Below are 17,995 nucleotides of genomic sequence, written 5' to 3'. Positions count from 1 at the left end.
CCGGCCCGCCCGGGTTACCGTCTCCTTCCATGACCAGTGCCCCGACCGACGGCCCCGACCCGATCCCGGGCACCGACACCCCCGAGGCCGTCCGCCCCCGTGTCACCTGCCGCCGCTGCCACCGGCCGCTGCACGACCCGGAGTCGCGGATCCTGCGGCTCGGCCCGGAGTGCCGGGACCCGGCGGACCGGGTCGCCCGCTTCGACGTCGACCAGGATCCGCTGCCGGGCGTGGGCTGACCGCCGGCGGGCGGGCCCACCGCCCGGCCTGCGGGGCCGAACCGCCCCGGCCGCCGGTCGCGCCGTCGGCCGCGCCGTCAGTCGCGGCGGAAGAGACGCCGGAACAGCCCGGGGCGGGGTTCCGGGCGCCCGTCGGCCGCCGGCACCGGTGCTGCGGTCTCCTCGGCCGTGCCGCTCTGCCCCGCCCGTCCCGGTTTCCCCGCCTTCCCCGCCTGCTCGGCCTGTTGGGCCTGCTCGGCCTGCTGGGCGTCCAGCCGGTCGATCGAGCGGCGGGCCAGGTCGAGGTCGGCCCTCGGCAGCCAGGGCGCGGCGAGCGCCAGCGCGGACACCGAGCGCAGCACCGTCACCACGCGGGTGCCGTACGCCCGGACGCTGTAGTGCAGCCGTTGCCCGAGCTGTTCGGCGACGTCGGTGCGGGTGTCGGGTTCCGTCCAGCCGATCGCCACCAGGGCGAAGCCGGCCGCCTCCACCACCCAGTCCTCCGGCCCGAGCAGCAGGTCGACCAGCACCCGGCGGCGGTCGGACTCCGCCCACGGCTGGTCGGTGCGGTGGTGCGCGATGCCGAGGCAGGCGAAGACCTGGACGGCCCGCACCCAGAGTTCCGGCTGGTGGGCGAGCAGGGCCCGGCCGAGTTCGTCCTCGCGGGGCATCGGCGGGTGGGCGAGCACGCCGAGCAGGTCGTCGAGCGGCAGCCCGGCCAGCCGGACGGCGTGGTCGTAGGCGGCGGGCACGGTCGCCCAGACGATCTCGGCGGTGGCCTGGACGAGTTCGGCGCTGTGCGCTGCGGGCGGGCCGACCACCGGGCGCGGGTCGGTGCCGTCCCAGGCCCAGATCCGGGTGGCGGGCTCGGCCAGCGGCACCCGGGGGTCGGGTTCACCGACGGACTGGTATCCGACGGTCGCCCGCGGCAGGGCGAGCCGGACGGCCAGCAGCGAGCTGGGCGGCTCGACGGCGGAGGCGCTGCACTCGATCTCGCTCTCCCGGGTGGTGCCGGGGGCGGCCAGCACCTGGTGCAGCACGTTGACGGTCGCCTCGGTCGCGCCGGGGACCATGCCGAGCCAGGGTTCCCGGTGGCTGAGCCGCTCCAGCAGGTCCTGGGCGTAGTCGTGGTCGGGGTGGGCGCGGTGGTGGTCCGCGAGGGCGAGCAGGTGGGCGGGGTCGCCGTCGACGGCGTGCCGCAGGCCGTACCGCGCCGGGGCCGCCTTGGGGTGGTCGGGTTCGGTGGCGAGCACCCGGTCCAGCCAGGGCAGGCCGTCGGCGGGGCGGCCGAGGTCGCCGTACAACTCCGCGACGTCGACCGCGAGGTAGCTGCTGGAGTTGTCCCGGTCCGGGGCGACCCGAGCCAGTTCGGCCTCCCAGACGGCGAGCGCCCGTTCGGGCCGGCCGTGGGCGCGCAGGGCGTTGCCGAGCATCACGGAGGGCATGTAGCCGGGGGCCAGGCGGTGCGCCAGTTCGGCGAGTTCGACGGCACGGGCGGTGGCGCCGACGCGGCGGGTGAGGCCGGAGGCCATCGCCAGCAGCAGCGCGTGGTCGCCGTGCAGGTCCACCACGGCCTGCACGAAGTCCTCGAAGGGGCCGACGGCGTCGACGAGTTCGGCCGGCAGCGGGTCGGGCAGTCCGCCCGATGCCCGGGCCACCGCCTGGGCGACGGCGTCCGGGTCGACCAGGGACGGCAGGTCCTCGCGGGAGAGCCAGGCGGTGTGCGCCCAGGGTCTCGCCGGCTCGTACTGGATCGCGGAGGCGAGCAGCCCGACGGCGGTGTCCCAGTCCCCGGCCGCGGCCTCGACGTGGGCGCGGCAGACGACGGTGCCCAGGAACACCTGACCGTCCAGCGGGAACAGCTCCCGCGCGGCCGCCGGGCCGCCCGCGGCCGCGCACAGCTCGGCCAACGCCTCGTGCAGTTCCGGCAGTTGCGGGTCGGAGAGGATCGCGTCGGCCAGGTGGTCCGCGGCGTGCGCGAGGTCCCCGGAGTCGATCGCCAGCCGGGCCACCGCCACCTCGCCCTCGGCCGCGAGTCGCGCGTCTCCCTCGCCGTCCGCGTGGTCCATGTGCCGTCCCCCCTGGTCGTGCCGTTCTCCGATGTGCGCCGAAGAGGGTATCCCGTGCATATGACGACCGCATGATCACCCCGATGGCCCGTCAGGCGGGGTGGCGCGAGGCCTTCGCCCACGCGGGACGCACCCGGAGGCGGCACGGGAAGTCGGCGGGCCCGACCTCCCGTGCCGCCCTCGTGCCGCCGCGGGCCGCCCCCGGCGCCGGTGTCGGCGGCGTCTGGTCTGCTGTCACCGGAATCACGAACCGGAACGAGAACGGGCCGGGACGAGGACGAGGCGGAGAGGACGGCGGGGATGGGCGTGCTGACGGACTACTTCCGGGCGCCGGACGCGGCGGCGGTCGTGCGCGAGCTGGAGCGGACGGACGGCGGGTCGCCGGAGTTCGACGGGGTCCGGGCGAAGCGGATCGACCCGACCGTGCTGCTGGGGCAGCTCGTCGCGGCCGTCCGGCAGGAGCCGTGGCGGGCCGGCCTGGTCACCGAGACGCCGGTCTGGCCGACGGCCCCGCTCCCCGGCCCCGGGGGGCCGGCGGACGAGGACGACCCGTGGGCCACCGGCCCGTGGGTGACGGAACTCGGTGACGACGTGCGGGACGCCCTGGCCGGGGCCGGCGACGAGCGGTTGCCGCCGGCCGTCGCCGTGTGGGCGGTGGCGGAGGAGTGGGGCGGCGCCGATCCGGCGGAGCTGCTGCCGGTGGCGGAGGAGCTGGTCGCCCTGGCCGGGCGGGCCCGGGCGGCCGGGGAGCGGCTGTACTGCTGGATCTGTCTGTGAACGGGCCCGGTACGGGCGGCCGGCCGGCCCCGGCACCGGGCCCCGTCGATCAGCTCACTCGCCGAGGGTGGCGCGGTACCCGGCGGCGTCGAGGAGCCCGCCCAGTTCCGCCTTCTTGGCGGGCTTGAGCTTGAAGATCCACGAGTCGTAGGCGTCCTCGTTGATCAGCTCCGGACTGTCGTTCAGCTCCTCGTTGACGGCCACGACCTCCCCTCCGATCGGCGTGTAGAAGTCCGACGCGGCCTTGACCGACTCGACCACTCCGGCCGGGTCCCCGGCCTGGAGGGTCCGGCCGACGTTGGCGAGCTCGACGAAGACGATGTCGCCGAGCGTCTTCTGCGCATGGTCGGTGATGCCGATCGTCACGGTGCCGTCCCTCTCCAGGCGTGCCCATTCGTGCGAGTCGGTGTAGCGCAGGTCGGCGGGGATGGTGGTCATGACTTCTCCGTTCGGGGTGGTGGACGGCCGGCCCGCCGATCGTGCCCAGAAGCGACCGCGGGCAGGCCTCCGTTCCCTCGAACGGGCGCTGGTCCTTGGCCGCCATTGACGGTGGACCTGAATATTTCATGATGAGAAATATTCAGGTCGCCGCCCGCGTTGGCCCCGGGGTGCGTGCGGGAAGGACCCGCGCGGCCGGATGACAGGAGCAACGCCGTGCGCGTCGAGGTCTGGAGCGACATCAACTGCCCGTGGTGCTACATCGGCAAGGCCCGGTTCGAGAAGGCGCTGGAGCGCTTCCCCCACCGCGCCGACGTCGAGGTCGTCCACCGCTCCTTCGAGCTCGACCCCCGCTCCCCCGCGGAGGCCCGGCCCGTCGTCCCGCTGATCGCCGCCAAGTACGGGATCAGCCTGGAGCAGGCCGAGGCCGCCGAGGCCGGGATCGCGGCGAACGCCCGCGCGGAGGGCCTGGACTACCTCAGCGAGGGGCGCGACGCGGCGAACTCCTTCGACATGCACCGCCTGCTGCACTTCGCCGCCGAGCACGGGCGCCAGGCCCAGCTCCTGGACGCCCTGTACCGGGCCAACTTCGCCGACGAGGGCTCCGCCTTCGCGGACGGCCGCCTGCTGGAACTCGCCGTCGAGGCCGGGCTGGACGGCGGGGCCGCGGCGGCCGTGCTGGCCGATCCGGCGGCCTACGCGGAGGCCGTCCGCGAGGACGAGGCGACGGCGAGCGCGATGGGCGCGACGGGCGTGCCGTTCTACGTGTTCGACCGGCGGCTCGGCGTCTCGGGCGCCCAACCGTCCGCGACGTTCACGGCGGCGCTGGAGCAGGCCTGGGAGAGCCGGGTGGCGGTGCCGCTCCTGGTCGAGGCCGGAGGGGCAGGCGCGTCCGGCGAGGCCTGCGGGCCGGAGGGCTGTGAGCTGCCGCAGCGGTGAGCCGGGATCCGGCGGGCGGAGCGGGGCGTCGGACGGGCCGACGCCCCGCGCCCGCCCCTGCTCCCGAAGCGGTCAGCGCCCTGCGGCGACGAGCCGGGTGCCGGACCAGTCCACGGCGGCGCTGATGCTCCTGACCTGGACGAGGCCGGCCGTCCGGGCCGCCTCCTGCAGGTCCGCGGGATCGACGTGGCCGTCCCGGCCGGACTTCGGGGTGAGCAGCCAGACCGCGCCGCCCTCGTCGAGCACCCCGACGGCGTCCACCAGCGCGTCGGCGAGGTCGCCGTCCTCCTCGCGGAACCACAGCAGGACGACGTCGGCCACGTCACCGAAGTCCTCGTCCACCAGGTCCTGGCCGATCAGCGACTCGATGCCGTCGCGGAGGGCGAGGTCGACGTCGTCGTCGTAACCGACCTCCTGGACGACCTGGCCGGGCTCGAACCCGAGCCGGGCCGCCGGGCCGGTGCGCTCCTCCTCCGACGTCGTCATGGCGGTCTCCCTTCGTCCGGAGGCGCCTGCCGCCCCGCGTGCGGGTAGCCAACCAGACGCGCAGCGTGTGGGGCCCGGAACACGCCCGTCGCGGCCGGCCGCGGAAGGACCGGCGCAAGCCCCACCCGTGCCGTCCCCTCCCGGGCGCGTCCGGCGGAGGAGCGTTCCGCGGATCCACCGGGACGCCCGCCCCGGAACGCCCGCCCCGGAGCACCGGGTGGCCCTCCGGACTGCCTCCCGGGGCAGGGACGTTGCCCGGAGGGCCCTATCCGTGCGGCGGATCCGAGGGGTATTCAGGAGTGTTGGATCCGAACACCCGAGGGGACGCCGATGCGGACGCGTGACAGCGAGAAGACCGCCCAGGACCAGGCGGTCGCCCGACCGGTCGCCGCCCGCGCCGCCGCCACCCCCCTGCTCGGCCTGCAGGCCACCGCCGGGAACGCCGCCGTCGTCCAGATGCTGCGTCAGGCCGGCGAGCTGCTGGAGGAGCCCGGGCAGGCGTCGTCGGTGCGGGACGTGCTGCGGCGGCCCGGACGCCCCCTGGACGGCGCCGTCCGCGCCGACATGGAGGCCCGCCTGGGGGCGGACTTCTCCGACGTCCGGATCCACGACGACGGTGCCGCCAGGGCCTCCGCCGCCGGCATCGGCGCCCGCGCGTACACCTCCGGGAGCCACGTGGTGATCGGCGACGGCGGCGGCGACAAGCACACCCTGGCCCACGAGCTCACCCATGTCATCCAGCAGCGGCAGGGCCCCGTCTCGGGCTCCGACAACGGCTCCGGACTGAACGTCAGCGACCCGTCCGACCGCTTCGAGCGCGAGGCCGAGGCCAACGCCCACCGGGTGATGTCCGGTCCGACGCCCGCGCAGCACAGCGGGCACGCTGGCCACGACGACCACTCCGGGCACACCCACCACGAGGAGGAGGAAGGGGTGCAGCGGGCCCCCGCCGCCCCTGCCACCGCCGGCGCCGGAACGGCCGTCCAGCGGGCTCCCGGCCCGGGCATCGAACTCCTCAAGGGCCACGACCCCCTCCCCGACGACACCACGCCGCTGCGGGACTGGGACACCCTGCGCAACGCCGCCCAGCAGCCGAGCGCGCTGGACGTCCACCAGATCCTGCTGACCTACCAGAAGCTGTCGAACGGCTGGAGCAGCGGCATGGGCGAGGTGCAGCAGGCGCTCAGCAACCGGCACGGCGAGCTCAACAACGTGCCGCAGACCGTCGTCACCTTCGGCCCGGTGGTGAACGCGGGCGGCGTCCTCCGCGGCACCGCCATGCGCGCCTACCCCCTGACCTCGCGCGGCGCGGCCGGCTCGGACGCCACGACCGGCGCCTACGCCGGGCTCGGCGGGGCCGTGGAGGGGCACCTGCTCAACGCCCACCTGCACGGACCGGCCACCCCGGAGAACCTCGCCCCCTTCTCGAAGAGGCTCAACAGCAAGCACAGCAAGGAGGTCGAGGAGCCGCTCAAGAAGATGGTCTACAACGAGAACGGCACCTTCGGCTACGAGGTGGTCGTGAACGGCGACCCCAACTCCCCGCTGCCCTACTCGATCACCTGCCACGTGGTCGAACTCGACGACACCCTCCAGCAGATCGCCGGCGGCTACGAGCTCAAGGTCGAACTGGACCAGCAGGGCGGGGTGAACTACCTGGTCAACCGCACGACCGACGGGCCGGACCGGAGCGAGCCGCTGGACTTCGGCCGGGTCGAGCAGGACGGCTTGACCGACGAACTCGCCACCCTGTGGAACCAGTTGAGGTTCCCCTGGACCAGGGAGTACGGCGACGTGGTCCGGGAGGTGCTGGAGACGGCCTACCAGGCCGTCGGCAGCTTCGAGACCCAGCAGTACGGCGGCACCAGCCTCGCGAACCTGCCCCGCACCCAGGTCGTGTTCGAGACCGGCAACTTCCAGAACATCGACGAGGACGGCGACCTGGTCGACGAGGTCATGGGCGTCCGGATGCTCGCCGAACCGCTCACCCTGCTGGCGCCCCCGGGGCAGTCCGGATTCGAGCCGGAGGGCGGCGCCTGGGGGCTCGGCGCCATCCGCGGGCACCTGCTCAACCACCACCTGCACGGCCCCGCCGAGGCGCGCAACCTCGTCCCGATGAGCGCCAGTCTCAACCAGCAGTTCGAGCGCGAGGTCGAGTCGCCCGTCAAGCGGTGGGTGCTGGAGGAGGGCCGGGTGCTGAGCTTCGAGGTGCGGATGCTGGGCAGTGACGAGCAGTTCGGCATGGACGGCGTGCCGACCACGCTGGCCTACGAGGTGCACGAGTGCCGGCAGGACCAGGGCGGGACGTGGCAGCGGGCCCAACGCCTCCTCAGCGGCCGGCTCTCCAACGAGAGCGACGAGGCGTACGAGGAGTAGCCCCGGCGGCCCTCCCGGCCGGGGCGGCCGCCCACCGTCCCGGCCCGGACCCGGCCCGCGCGGTCCGGAAACCCGGGGGCGCGCCACCCCTGCCCCCTGATAGACAATGTGACATGCTACAAGGCTTGCACGTCACCCTCCGCGCCCGGCACCACGACGACGTCCCCGTCCTCCAGGCCGAGCTGTACGACGACGTCCCCACCCGCTCGCGCGCCGACTCCCGGCCGTGGCGGCCCGTCCCGCCCGTGCCCGACCGATCCCCGTACGCCGTCACCGAGCCGAGCGAGGAGGCCGCCCTCTTCTCCGTGGTCGAGCGGGCCACCGGCGAACTCGCGGGCGAGGCGCTGCTCTGGGGCGTCGACGCCCACAACCGGTGCGCCCACCTGGGGATCGCGCTGCGGCCCTCGCACCGCGGGCGCGGGCTCGCCACCGACACCCTGCGCACCCTCTGCCACTACGGGTTCCGCGTGCTCGGCCTCCGGCGGCTCCAGCTGGAGACCCTGGCCGACAACGAACCGATGCTGCGGGCGGCGCGCAGCGCCGGCTTCACCCTGGAGGGCACCCTGCGCGCCGCCCGCTGGGCCGACGGGGCCTTCGCCGACGAGGCGGTGCTCGGCCTGCTCGCCGGCGAACGGGAGCACTGACCGCACCGGCGGACGGCCCGTCACGGAGGTGCGGCCTCCGTCACGGCTGCGCGCGGGACTCGTCACGGCCGGGTCAAGACGCCGCCAAACCGATGGTGCAGCGGTCGCGCCCTGCGCTATGAACGTCCCCGGAAGGGCGGCCGTCCGGCCGTCCCGAGACACGGGGGACACCCATGAAGTCCATCGGCAGCAGTAGGAACGCGGCGGTCCTGGCCGGACTCGTCGCGGTCGGCGCGTTGACCCTGACGGCCTGCAACGACGACGCCGCCTCGTCCGACACCGCGAAGACCCCGCCGGCGGCCGCGGCACCGACCACCCCGGCCGCGGCCCCGACCGGCCCGGCCACCACCCCGGCCGCGCCGGCCACCTCCGCGGCGACGGCCGCGGCCCCGGCGAACACACCGGCCGCCAGCGCCCCGCCGGCGGCCGGAGGCGGGGCGACCGCGGCGCCCGGTACGACGGTCAAGGTCGGCGAGGCCGTCACGCTGCCCTTCTCCTCGGGCAGCACCAAGGGCACCATCTCGCTGGCGGTCACCTCGATCGACCAGGGTGACCCGGCCGACCTGACCGCCCTCAAGCTCGGCGACAAGGCCAAGGGCCTGGTGCCGTACTACATCCACTACAAGGTCACCAACGCCGGCTCCACCGACCTGTCCTTCACCAGCGTGGACCACATGAAGGGCCTGCTGGCGGACGGCACCGAGGCGCAGGACCTGATGATCATCGGCACCTTCGCCAAGTGCCCGAGCAGCTCGCTGCCCTCGGGCTTCACGGCCGGGCAGTCCGCCACCTCCTGCGCGGTGGCGCTGTCCCCGTCGGCCTCCAAGGTCGCCGGCGCCGAGTACTGGGGGGACCCGTACACCCTCGGCAAGGGCGTCAACTGGAAGTGATCCGGCCGGGGTCCGGGCGGCGGGCCGGCCACGGCCGCCGCCCGGACCCCGCGGGGCGTCGGCCCGCCGCCCGGAGACCGGAGGCCTCCCGGCCCGCGGCCGGCGCGGCGAGGGCGCGTCAGCCCGCCGCCGGGGCCCGGTAGATCCGCAGGAAGGCCTCCACGCCGTCCGCCGCGATCCGGGCGACCTCCTCGTCGGCGACCGGCAGCGCCCCCCAGAACGAGCGCTCGGCGACGCCGTGGAAGGTCAGCAGGGTGTACTGCTCGGCGGCCAGCGCCGCGTCGTCGAAGGCCAGCAGTCCGCGGTCGGCGAGGGTGGTGAAGTGCCGCGCCAGGTCGCGCTGCGAGGCGATCGGGCCGGCGTCCAGCCAGGCCTCCAGCACGTCGGCCGGGATGTTGGTCACCTCGGCGCGGATGGCCCGGCCGAGCGCGCCGTGGTCACCCGCGGACAGGACGGCCCGGGCCCGCTCGACGGCGAGGTCGACGAGGTCCTGGCGCAGGTCGACGACCCGGTCGAGGTAGCGGGCCATCAGGGCGGCGATCCGCTCGGTGAGCTCGGCGGAGTTGTGCAGGGCGACGGAGAGGAAGAGGGTCTCCTTGTCCGCGAAGTGGTTGTAGACCGTCCGCTTCGACACCCCGGCCTCCGCGGCGATCGCGTCCATGCTGGCCCGGACGTAGCCCTCGCGCCCGAACACCGCCGTCGCGGCCCGCGCGATCGCCTCGCGCTTCTCCGGCCGTCCCGTTCCGCCCGTCGCCACCACCGCCACCGCACCGCTCCTCGTCCGCCGAACTAGAAAACTACCCGGTGTAGTATATCTCGCCTGCGCCGGCCCGGGTTGCCGTCCGACCAGGGTGTCCTATGCTGCTGCCGATCTCTACACCCGTGTAGAAAGAAGTGGACGGCAGGCCCCGGCTCACCCGGTCGAGGGAACCAGTCGGCCGACCAACAGCGTCCAGTAGTGGCAGCGCACGGCCGATCCCCACACGGCGGCCGGGCGTGGGCGCCACCGTGGCGCACCAGCACCGAGGACCGGGGGTGAGTACGTGGCGGGCCGACGAGGACGGACGTCCGACCAGCGGATACGGCGGCAGTCGGGCGGAGCGGCCCGCCCGCTGCCCGGCGGGGCCGCCCTGCCCGCCGCGCTGGCCGTCGGGCTGCCGGCGGCGGGCGCCGCGGTCGACGAGCTCTCCGGGCCCGGCACCGGCCTGGCCTTCGGAGTGGGCGCGGTGCTCGGCACCGGCCTGGCCGCCGCGCTCAGCGGCCGCAACGGCTGGTGGTGGGTGCTCGCCGCCTCCCCCCTGCTGGTCCTCGGGGTCACCGCCGGCGCGGAACTGCTGGCCAACGGCGACGCCTACCGGGGCAGGGCCCTGGCCACCGGCTCCGCGAAGTGGGTGGTGCACGGATTCCCCGTGATGGCCGCAGCCGCAGCCGCGGCCGCGCTGGTGATGGTGGTCCGGGTGGTCCTGGGCCGGAGGAGGGCCCATGGCTGAGGAACGGAACGCCGACCGGGCCGCGGAGGCGGCTCCGGCACCCGCCCGCAGGCGCTCCCCGCTGCTGATCGCGGGCCGCACCGCGGCCTGCTCGGTGGCCCTGGCGGTCTTCGCCGCCAGCGGGGTGGTCTGGTACGAGTACACGTCCCTCACCGACGGGATGACCACCTCCGACGTCATCGCCGGGACGAAGAAGGACGCGCCCAAGCACCTCGACAACTCGGTCAACCTGCTGCTGATCGGCCTGGACAGCCGCAAGAACATGGACGGCACCGACCTGCCGCCGGAGTTCGTCCAGGACGAGCTGCACGCCGGCCACAGCTCCGACGTCGGCGGCTACAACACCAACTCGCTGATCCTGCTGCACATACCCGCCGGCGGCGGCAAGGTGCAGGCCGTCTCGATACCCCGCGACGACTACGTCATGACGTACGGCGCCGACGGCAAGCAGGCCGGCATGCGCAAGATCAAGGAGGCCTACGGCGAGGCCAAGGAGAAGGCCACGCCGGGCCTCCAGGCGAAGGGCCTCAAGGGCGCGGACCTGGAGAAGGCCGGCCGTGACGCCGGCCGGGCGGCCACCATCCAGACCGTGCAGAAGTTCCTCGACCAACCCGTCGACCACATCGCCGAGGTCAACCTGATGGGCTTCTACGACATCGCCAAGGCCGTCGAACCGATCGAGGTCTGCCTCACCCACGACACCAAGGACCCGGCCATGGAGGGCCAGGGCTCCGGCGCCGACTTCCACAAGGGCATCAACAAGCTCAACGCCGCCCAGGCGCTCTCCTTCGTCCGCCAGCGCCACAACCTGGACGGCCCGGACGGCAACAGCGGCGACTTCGCCCGCACCCACCGCCAGCAGGCGTTCATCTCCTCCGTGGTGCACAAGCTCAAGCAGGACGGCATCGTCAGCGACCTGGGCAAGCTGCAGAAGCTCTTCGGCGTGGTGCAGAAGGACCTCGTCATCGACAACGAGTGGAACGTCCTCGACTTCGCCCAGCAGGCGCCCAACCTCACCGGCGGCAACGTCGAGTTCAACACCCTGACCTTCGACGACTTCGGCAAGCGCAACGGCCAGGACGTCAACCTGGTCACCCCGGCGAAGGTCCAGAAGGTGGTCAAGCAGATCTTCGGCTACGCGGACTCCGCCCCCGCCCCCGCGCCCGCGGACACCGCGGCCGCCACCCCCGGCGCACCGACCGCGACGCCCACCCAGACGCCGACCGCGTCCCCGACGACGACGGCCGCCGCGGCCTCCGCCACCGTGGACGTCTTCAACGCCTCGACCGCCGCCGGGGTCTCCTCGGGCGCGGAGTCCAAGGCGCTGGTCGCGATGGGCTTCAAGGCCGGCCGCACCGGCAGCGCGAGCACCCGCCCGAAGACCACCACCGTCGTCTACGGCAAGGGCGCCAAGGACGCGGCCGACCTGGTCGCCGCGCGCTACGGCGTGAGCGCCACCGAGTCCGCCGCGACGCCCGCCGGCCGGGTGGTGGTCACCCTCGGCACCGGGTTCACCGGAGCGGCCGACGACAAGCCCACCGCCACCGCGAGCGCCGGCGCCTCCGGGGCCCCGGGCGACCCGACCGCCAACCTGCCGGTGCAGGGCCCCGCGGTCGACGCGGAGTCCGACGGCGGCATCCCCTGCGTCTACTGACCCGGCGCGGCCGCTGACCGGCCGCACCGGGTGACGCCGGGTCACGCCGGCCGCACCCGTCACGTCTCTCGATCCGCCGCACCGCACCGTGGGGAGGCTCCCGCCCGGGGGCCTCCCCACGCGCATCGGCGGAGAGCCCTGGCACAATTCTCCGTACTATGTATAGTGTACTGCGTACGGGATAACCGTGCCGGCTTGCCGACGAGAGGACGCCCACCATGCAGATCACCACCTCCGCCATCGCCCTGACCGTCGAGGACACCACCGCCTCCGCCGACTTCCTCCGGCGCCACTTCGGCTACGCCGAGGCGATGTCGGCCGACGGCTTCGTCTCGCTCCGGCACCCGGGTGGCGGCGTCGACGTCGTCTACCTGCGCCGCGGCATCGAGGTGCTGCCCGAGGACCAGCGCCACCGGACGGTGGCCGGCACCATCCTGGCCTTCGTCGTGGCGGACCTCGCGGGCGAGGAACGGCGGCTGCGCGCGGAGGGCGCCGGGATCACCATGGAGCTGCGCGAGGAGCCCTGGGGCGAGAAGCTCTTCCAGGTCACCGACCCGAACGGGGTCGTGATCGAGCTGGTCGAGTGGGCCGCGGAGTGACGCACGGCACGCCGGGCGCCACAGCGGACTCGACGACGGGCCCGACAACGGGCGGCGCCCCCTCGGCCGGTGGCCGAGGGGGCGCCGTCGCACCGTCCGGAGCGGTCAGTCCACCGTCCAGGTGTCGGCACCGGCCAGCAGCCCGGCCAGGTCGCCCGACCCGTGCTGGGCCACGGCCGCGTCCAGCTGATCGGCCATCAACTCGTCGTAGACCGGACGCCGCACGTCGCGCAGCACCCCGATCGGGGTGTGGTGCAGGGTGTCGGTGTCGGCGATCCGGGACAGTGCGAAGGCCGTCGCCGGGCTGGCCGCGTGGACGTCGTGCACCAGCACCTGCGCCTCGTTGTCCGGCGTCACCGCCCCGACGGACAGCTCACCGCCCGGGCCGCGGAACACCCCGCCGGCCAGCCCCGCGCCGAAGCGGATCGGCTGCCCGTGCTCCAGCCGGACCAGCGCCTCGTCGCGCGTGCCCGGCTCCTTCAGCACCTCGAACGCGCCGTCGTTGAAGATGTTGCAGTTCTGGTAGATCTCCACCAGCGCGGTGCCCTCGTGCGCGGCCGCCGCCCGCAGCACCGACTGCAGGTGCTGGCGGTCCGAGTCGATCGTCCGCGCCACGAACGTCGCCTCCGCGCCGATCGCCAGCGACAACGGGTTGAACGGCGCGTCCAGCGAGCCCATCGGCGTCGACTTGGTGACCTTGCCCAGCTCGCTGGTCGGCGAGTACTGGCCCTTCGTCAGACCGTAGATCCGGTTGTTGAACAGCAGGATCTTCAGGTTCACGTTGCGCCGCAGCGCATGGATCAGGTGGTTCCCGCCGATCGACAGCGCGTCCCCGTCCCCCGTGACGACCCACACGCTCAGGTCGGGCCGGGAGGACGCCAGCCCCGTCGCGATCGCCGGCGCCCGCCCGTGGATCGAGTGCACCCCATAGGTGTTCATGTAGTACGGAAAACGCGACGAGCAACCGATCCCGGACACGAACACCGTGTTCTCGCGCCGGATGCCGAGCTCCGGCATGAAGCCCTGCACCGCCGCCAGGACCGCGTAGTCCCCGCAGCCCGGGCACCAGCGCACCTCCTGGTCGGTCTTGAAGTCCCGGGCGCTCTGCGCGCCCTCGGCGCGGGGCACCAGACGCAGGGACGGGAAGCCGTTCTCGCTCATCGGTGGTCCTCCTCGTCCAGGGTGCCGATCGCCGCCGACAGCACGTCCGCCAACTGCGCCGCCTTGAACGGCAGCCCCCGCACCTGGTTGTAGGACTCCGCGTCCACCAGGTACTTCGCCCGCAGCAGCAACGCGAGCTGCCCCAGGTTCATCTCCGGCACGATGACCTTGTCATAACTCCTCAGCACCGTCCCGAGGTTCGCCGGGAAGGGGTTCAGGTGCCGCAGGTGCGCCTGTGCCACCTCACCGCCGTCCGCCCGCACCCGGCGCACCGCCGCGGTGATCGGCCCGTACGTCGAACCCCACCCGAGCACCAGCACCCGAGCCTCACCGCTCGGGTCGTCGACCTCCGCCTCGGGCACCGCGATCCCGTCGACCTTCGCCTGCCGGGTGCGCACCATGAAGTCGTGGTTCGCCGGGTCGTAGGAGATGTTCCCGGTGCCGTCCTGCTTCTCGATGCCGCCGATCCGGTGCTCCAGACCCGCCGTCCCCGGCACCGCCCACGGCCGCGCCAGCGTCTTCGGATCCCGCAGGTACGGCCAGAACGAGCCGTCCTCCCGGTTCGGCCCGGTCGCGAAGTCCGGGCTGATCACCGGGAGTTCGTCCACCTCCGGGATCCGCCACGGCTCCGAGCCGTTGGCCAGGTAGCCGTCCGACAGCAGGAACACCGGCGTGCGGTACGTCACCGCGATCCGCGCCGCCTCCAGCGCCGCGTCGAAGCACTCGGCCGGCGTCGCCGGGGCCACGATCGGCACCGGCGCCTCGCCGTTGCGCCCGAACATCGCCTGCAGGAGGTCGGCCTGCTCCGTCTTCGTCGGCAGGCCCGTCGACGGGCCCCCGCGCTGGATGTCCACGACCAGCAGCGGCAGTTCCAGCGACACCGCCAGGCCGATCGTCTCGCTCTTCAGCGCCACCCCGGGGCCCGAGGTCGTCGTCACGCCCAGCGCCCCGCCGAACGCCGCGCCCAGCGCCGCGCCGATCCCCGCGATCTCGTCCTCCGCCTGGAAGGTCCGCACCCCGAAGTTCTTGTGCCGGGACAGCTCGTGCAGGATGTCCGAGGCCGGTGTGATCGGGTAGGAGCCCAGGTACAACGGCAGTTCGGCGCGCCGCGCCGCCGCGATCAGGCCGTAGGACAGCGCCAGGTTCCCCGAGATGTTGCGGTAGCGCCCGGCCGGCAGCCGCGCCGGCGGCACCTCGTACGAGACCGCGAACGACTCCGTCGTCTCACCGAAGTTCCAGCCCGCCTTGAACGCGCTGATGTTCGCCTCCGCGATCTGCGGCTTCTTGGCGAACTTGGTGCGCAGGAACGCCTCCGTCCCGTGCGTGGGGCGGTGGTACATCCAGGAGAGCAGCCCGAGCGCGAACATGTTCTTCGCCCGCTCGGCGTCCTTGCGGGCCAGCCCGCTGTCCTTCAGCGCCTCCAGCGTCAGCGTCGTCAGCGGCACCTTGTGCAGGTGGAAGGCCTCCAGCGAGCCGTCCTCCAGCGGATCCGCCGCGTACCCGACCTTCGCCAGCGCCCGCTTGGTGAACTCGTCCGTGTTGACGATGATCTCCGCACCCCGCGGCAGGTCCCCCAGGTTCGCCTTCAGCGCCGCCGGGTTCATCGCCACCAGCACGTTCGGCGCGTCCCCCGGCGTCAGGATGTCGTGGTCCGCGAAGTGCAGCTGGAAGCTCGACACCCCCGGCAGCGTCCCGGCGGGCGCCCGGATCTCGGCCGGGAAGTTGGGCAGCGTGGACAGGTCGTTGCCGAACGACGCCGTCTCCGACGTGAACCGGTCCCCGGTGAGCTGCATCCCGTCACCCGAGTCGCCGGCGAAACGGATGATCACCCGGTCGAGTCTGCGGATGGGCTTGGCCCGCCGCTGCGGAGGTCCTCCCGGGGCGGGAGGACCGGCCGGCACGGTCGGGCCGGAGCGTCCGTCACCGCTCCCGGAACGACCCTCGTCGCCGTCCGGGCCGTCCACTGCCTCTGACTGATCGACCTGACTGGTCACTGCCGCGGACCTCCTCGTGGGCACACCACCGCGGGCGCGGCCCCGTGCCCCGTCCGCCTGGTGCACCTCCCGCATCCTATGCGCGGGAGGTCGGCCGGGGACGGAACTCCCGCGTGCGGCGGGAAATCACCGACCCGCGCCCGACCCGCACACGAGGTCCAACGTCCGGCCTCCGGAGATCATTCCGGCGGCCCTCCGAGGGCTCAGGCGGCCCGGTCGTGCCCCGGGCTCCGCTCCCGGCCGGTCAGGAGTTGAGGTACGTGAGCACCGCCAGCACCCGGCGGTGGTCCTCCGGGCTCTGCGCCAGGCCCAGCTTCAGGAAGATGTTGCTGACGTGCTTCTCCACCGCGCCGTCCGAGACCACCAGCTGCCTGGCCACCGCGGTGTTGGTCCGGCCCTCCGCCATCAGGCCGAGCACCTCGCGCTCGCGCGGGGTCAGCCGGGCCAGGACGTCCCCCTTGCGGCTGCGGCTGAGCAGCTGCTGGACCACCTCCGGGTCCAGCGCGGTGCCGCCCTCGGCGACCCGGACCACCGCGTCCGCGAACTCTCGCACCTCGGCGACCCGGTCCTTCAGCAGGTAGCCGACGCCCCGGGTGGAACCGGCCAGCAGCTCGGAGGCGTAGCGTTCCTCCACGAACTGCGACAGCACCAGCACGCCCAGCTGCGGGTAGTGGCCGCGCAGCTCGACGCAGGCCCGCAGCCCCTCGTCGGTGTGGGTCGGCGGCATCCGGACGTCGGAGACCACCACGTCCGGCAGCTCGCCGGCCGCGGCCAGCTCGTGGACGGTCTTCAGCAGGCCCTCGCCGTCACCGACCCCGGCCACGACCTCCAGGCCCCGGTCGGTGAGCAGCCGGGTCAGGCCCTCCCGCAGCAGTACGGAGTCCTCGGCGATGACGACGCGGCGCATGGCGACCTTCCCGGCAGGGTGAGCTGACAGGGGTCAGTCTCCCCCATTCGGGTGTCCGCCCGCCGGGGGATTCACGGCGCCGGACGCCCGTCCTCCGGGGGGTGCCCACCGCCGCGCGGCCGGTGCCGGGCGGCGCGGGCGCCGGGAGGGGGCCGGCTGAGTGCCGGGCCCGGGCGACTGCCGGGCCGGCGGGCGCTCCGGCCGGGCGGGTGCCCGGCCGGGCCGTCACATGGTGCGGATCGCCACCGAGTCGCAGAGGCCCTCCAGGGCCGCCTTCGCCGGGCAGTCCGGCAGCGGGGCGAGCAGCGCGCGGGCGTCCTCGGCCTGGCGCAGGGTCTCCCGGCGGGCGCGCTCCAGCGCCGGGTGGCGGCGCAGCAGCCGCAGCGCCTCGGCGTGCAGCTCGTCGTCGGCGAGGGGCTGGGCGATCAGCTCGCGCAGCCGGGTGTCGGCCGGGTCGGCCGGGTCCGCGGGCATCTGCTGCAGCAGCAGGGTCGGCAGCGTCGCCACGCCCTCGCGCAGGTCGGTGCCGGGGGTCTTGCCGGACTCGTGGCCGTCGCTGGCGATGTCCAGCACGTCGTCGGCCAGCTGGAAGGCGATGCCGATCCGCTCGCCGAACTCGCCGAGGGTGTCCACCATCCACGGCTCGGCGCCGGCCACCAGTGCTCCTATCCGGCAGGAGACGGCGATCAGCGACCCGGTCTTGCCGGCCAGCACGTCGAGGTAGTGCAGCAGCGGGTCGCCGTCCGGGCCGGCGCCGCGGGTCTCCAGGATCTGGCCGGTGACCAGCCGCTCGAAGGCGTCGGCCTGCATCCGGACCGCCTCGGGGCCGAGGTCGGCGAGCACCTGGGAGGCGCGGGAGAACAGGAAGTCGCCGGTGAGGATGGCGACGGAGTTGTCCCAGCGCGAGTTGGCGCTGGGGGCGCCGCGGCGCACCGGGGCCTCGTCCATGACGTCGTCGTGGTAGAGCGTGGCCAGGTGGGTCAGCTCGACGACGACGGCGGCGGGCACCACGCCCGGGGCGCCCGGGTCGCCGAACTGCGCGGCGAGCAGCAGGAGCAGCGGGCGGAAGCGTTTGCCGCCGGCCTCGATGAGGTGACTGGCGGTGATGGTGATGAAGGGGACGTCGCTCTTGACGGCCTCGGCGAGCGCCGTCTCCACCGCGTCCAGTCCGGCCTGGACGTCCCGGGTCAGGTCGCGGTCCTGCACGCTGAGCCCGAAGGGTCCCACGACGGTCACGAAGACCACTCCTCTGTCCCTGGTCGATCTAGCGGCCTGGTCCCTGAGTGCCGCCGCTGGCCATACAGGCAGGGTATCCGGTCGCGAGTGGATCACTGCACGGGCGTGCGGATCCTG

General features: G+C 74.0%; 17 protein-coding genes. 9 read left to right on the top strand and 8 right to left on the bottom strand.

Going from position 1 to position 17,995, the window contains the following annotated elements; translation table 11 throughout:
* Positions 1-29 precede the first annotated feature (29 nt).
* On the top strand, positions 30-239 hold the full coding sequence (locus ACFYUY_RS15530) for a DUF6011 domain-containing protein (protein WP_360213513.1): 210 nt from the start codon (positions 30-32) through the stop codon (positions 237-239).
* A gap of 77 nt (positions 240-316) precedes the next feature.
* Here ACFYUY_RS15530 and ACFYUY_RS15525 read toward each other — a convergent pair whose 3' ends face one another.
* On the bottom strand, positions 317-2,287 hold the full coding sequence (locus ACFYUY_RS15525; protein ID WP_387900906.1) for a hypothetical protein: 1,971 nt from the start codon (positions 2,285-2,287) through the stop codon (positions 317-319).
* 300 nt (positions 2,288-2,587) lie between these two features.
* On the opposite strand from ACFYUY_RS15525, the gene ACFYUY_RS15520 reads away from it, so the two are divergent.
* A complete protein-coding gene (locus tag ACFYUY_RS15520; protein ID WP_387900905.1) occupies positions 2,588-3,064 on the top strand; it encodes a hypothetical protein in 477 nt (158 codons plus the stop codon).
* Positions 3,065-3,118: 54 nt separating this feature from the next.
* Here ACFYUY_RS15520 and gcvH read toward each other — a convergent pair whose 3' ends face one another.
* The gene (gcvH, locus tag ACFYUY_RS15515; RefSeq protein ID WP_387900903.1) at positions 3,119-3,502 is read right to left on the bottom strand and encodes a glycine cleavage system protein GcvH; all 384 of its coding nucleotides are present in this window, start codon (positions 3,500-3,502) and stop codon (positions 3,119-3,121) included.
* 216 nt (positions 3,503-3,718) lie between these two features.
* Here gcvH and ACFYUY_RS15510 point away from each other — a divergent pair, with 216 nt between their 5' ends.
* Positions 3,719-4,441: a DsbA family oxidoreductase gene (locus tag ACFYUY_RS15510; RefSeq protein WP_387900901.1), complete on the top strand. Its 723-nt coding sequence runs from the start codon at positions 3,719-3,721 to the stop codon at positions 4,439-4,441.
* A 72-nt stretch (positions 4,442-4,513) separates the two neighbouring features.
* On the opposite strand, the gene ACFYUY_RS15505 is transcribed toward ACFYUY_RS15510, so the two are convergent.
* Positions 4,514-4,927, bottom strand: a complete 414-nt coding sequence (locus ACFYUY_RS15505) for a DUF3052 domain-containing protein (protein ID WP_360213503.1) — start codon at positions 4,925-4,927, stop codon at positions 4,514-4,516.
* Between the two features lie 330 nt (positions 4,928-5,257).
* On the opposite strand from ACFYUY_RS15505, the gene ACFYUY_RS15500 reads away from it, so the two are divergent.
* The 3 genes from ACFYUY_RS15500 to ACFYUY_RS15490 all read left to right on the top strand — a co-directional run bounded on the left by ACFYUY_RS15500 (position 5,258) and on the right by ACFYUY_RS15490 (position 8,837).
* Positions 5,258-7,303 (top strand): DUF4157 domain-containing protein, encoded by a 2,046-nt coding sequence (locus tag ACFYUY_RS15500; protein ID WP_387900899.1) that lies wholly within the window; start codon positions 5,258-5,260, stop codon positions 7,301-7,303.
* Positions 7,304-7,428: 125 nt separating this feature from the next.
* A complete protein-coding gene (locus ACFYUY_RS15495; protein ID WP_387900897.1) occupies positions 7,429-7,947 on the top strand; it encodes a GNAT family N-acetyltransferase in 519 nt (172 codons plus the stop codon).
* Between the two features lie 173 nt (positions 7,948-8,120).
* The gene (locus ACFYUY_RS15490; protein WP_387900895.1) at positions 8,121-8,837 is read left to right on the top strand and encodes a hypothetical protein; all 717 of its coding nucleotides are present in this window, start codon (positions 8,121-8,123) and stop codon (positions 8,835-8,837) included.
* Between the two features lie 118 nt (positions 8,838-8,955).
* Here the strand turns inward: ACFYUY_RS15490 and ACFYUY_RS15485 are convergent, their stop codons facing one another.
* Positions 8,956-9,603 (bottom strand): TetR/AcrR family transcriptional regulator, encoded by a 648-nt coding sequence (locus ACFYUY_RS15485; protein WP_387900893.1) that lies wholly within the window; start codon positions 9,601-9,603, stop codon positions 8,956-8,958.
* A gap of 277 nt (positions 9,604-9,880) precedes the next feature.
* On the opposite strand from ACFYUY_RS15485, the gene ACFYUY_RS15480 reads away from it, so the two are divergent.
* From ACFYUY_RS15480 to ACFYUY_RS15470, 3 genes are all read left to right on the top strand, one after another.
* Positions 9,881-10,327 (top strand): DUF6542 domain-containing protein, encoded by a 447-nt coding sequence (locus ACFYUY_RS15480; RefSeq protein WP_360218910.1) that lies wholly within the window; start codon positions 9,881-9,883, stop codon positions 10,325-10,327.
* Positions 10,320-11,981, top strand: a complete 1,662-nt coding sequence (locus tag ACFYUY_RS15475; protein WP_387900890.1) for an LCP family protein — start codon at positions 10,320-10,322, stop codon at positions 11,979-11,981. The genes ACFYUY_RS15480 and ACFYUY_RS15475 overlap by 8 nt, the downstream gene beginning before the upstream one ends.
* Positions 11,982-12,199: 218 nt before the next feature.
* Positions 12,200-12,580, top strand: coding sequence for a VOC family protein (locus tag ACFYUY_RS15470; protein WP_360218904.1), 381 nt, complete (start codon positions 12,200-12,202; stop codon positions 12,578-12,580).
* A 105-nt stretch (positions 12,581-12,685) separates the two neighbouring features.
* On the opposite strand, the gene ACFYUY_RS15465 is transcribed toward ACFYUY_RS15470, so the two are convergent.
* From ACFYUY_RS15465 to ACFYUY_RS15450, 4 genes are all read right to left on the bottom strand, one after another.
* Positions 12,686-13,741, bottom strand: a complete 1,056-nt coding sequence (locus ACFYUY_RS15465; RefSeq protein ID WP_387900888.1) for a 2-oxoacid:ferredoxin oxidoreductase subunit beta — start codon at positions 13,739-13,741, stop codon at positions 12,686-12,688.
* Positions 13,738-15,735 (bottom strand): 2-oxoacid:acceptor oxidoreductase subunit alpha, encoded by a 1,998-nt coding sequence (locus tag ACFYUY_RS15460; protein ID WP_387900886.1) that lies wholly within the window; start codon positions 15,733-15,735, stop codon positions 13,738-13,740. The genes ACFYUY_RS15465 and ACFYUY_RS15460 overlap by 4 nt, the downstream gene beginning before the upstream one ends.
* Before the next feature lie 244 nt (positions 15,736-15,979).
* Complete coding sequence (locus ACFYUY_RS15455; RefSeq protein WP_360218898.1) at positions 15,980-16,642, bottom strand: response regulator transcription factor; 663 nt, start codon at positions 16,640-16,642, stop codon at positions 15,980-15,982.
* A gap of 225 nt (positions 16,643-16,867) precedes the next feature.
* Positions 16,868-17,878, bottom strand: coding sequence for a polyprenyl synthetase family protein (locus tag ACFYUY_RS15450; protein WP_360218895.1), 1,011 nt, complete (start codon positions 17,876-17,878; stop codon positions 16,868-16,870).
* Positions 17,879-17,995 lie beyond the last annotated feature (117 nt).

Source organism: Kitasatospora sp. NPDC004745 (genome assembly GCF_042873275.1).
Lineage (GTDB): Bacteria > Actinomycetota > Actinomycetes > Streptomycetales > Streptomycetaceae > Kitasatospora.
Note: the sequence above shows the minus strand (reverse complement) of the source record. Positions and strands in the feature narration are given on the sequence as shown.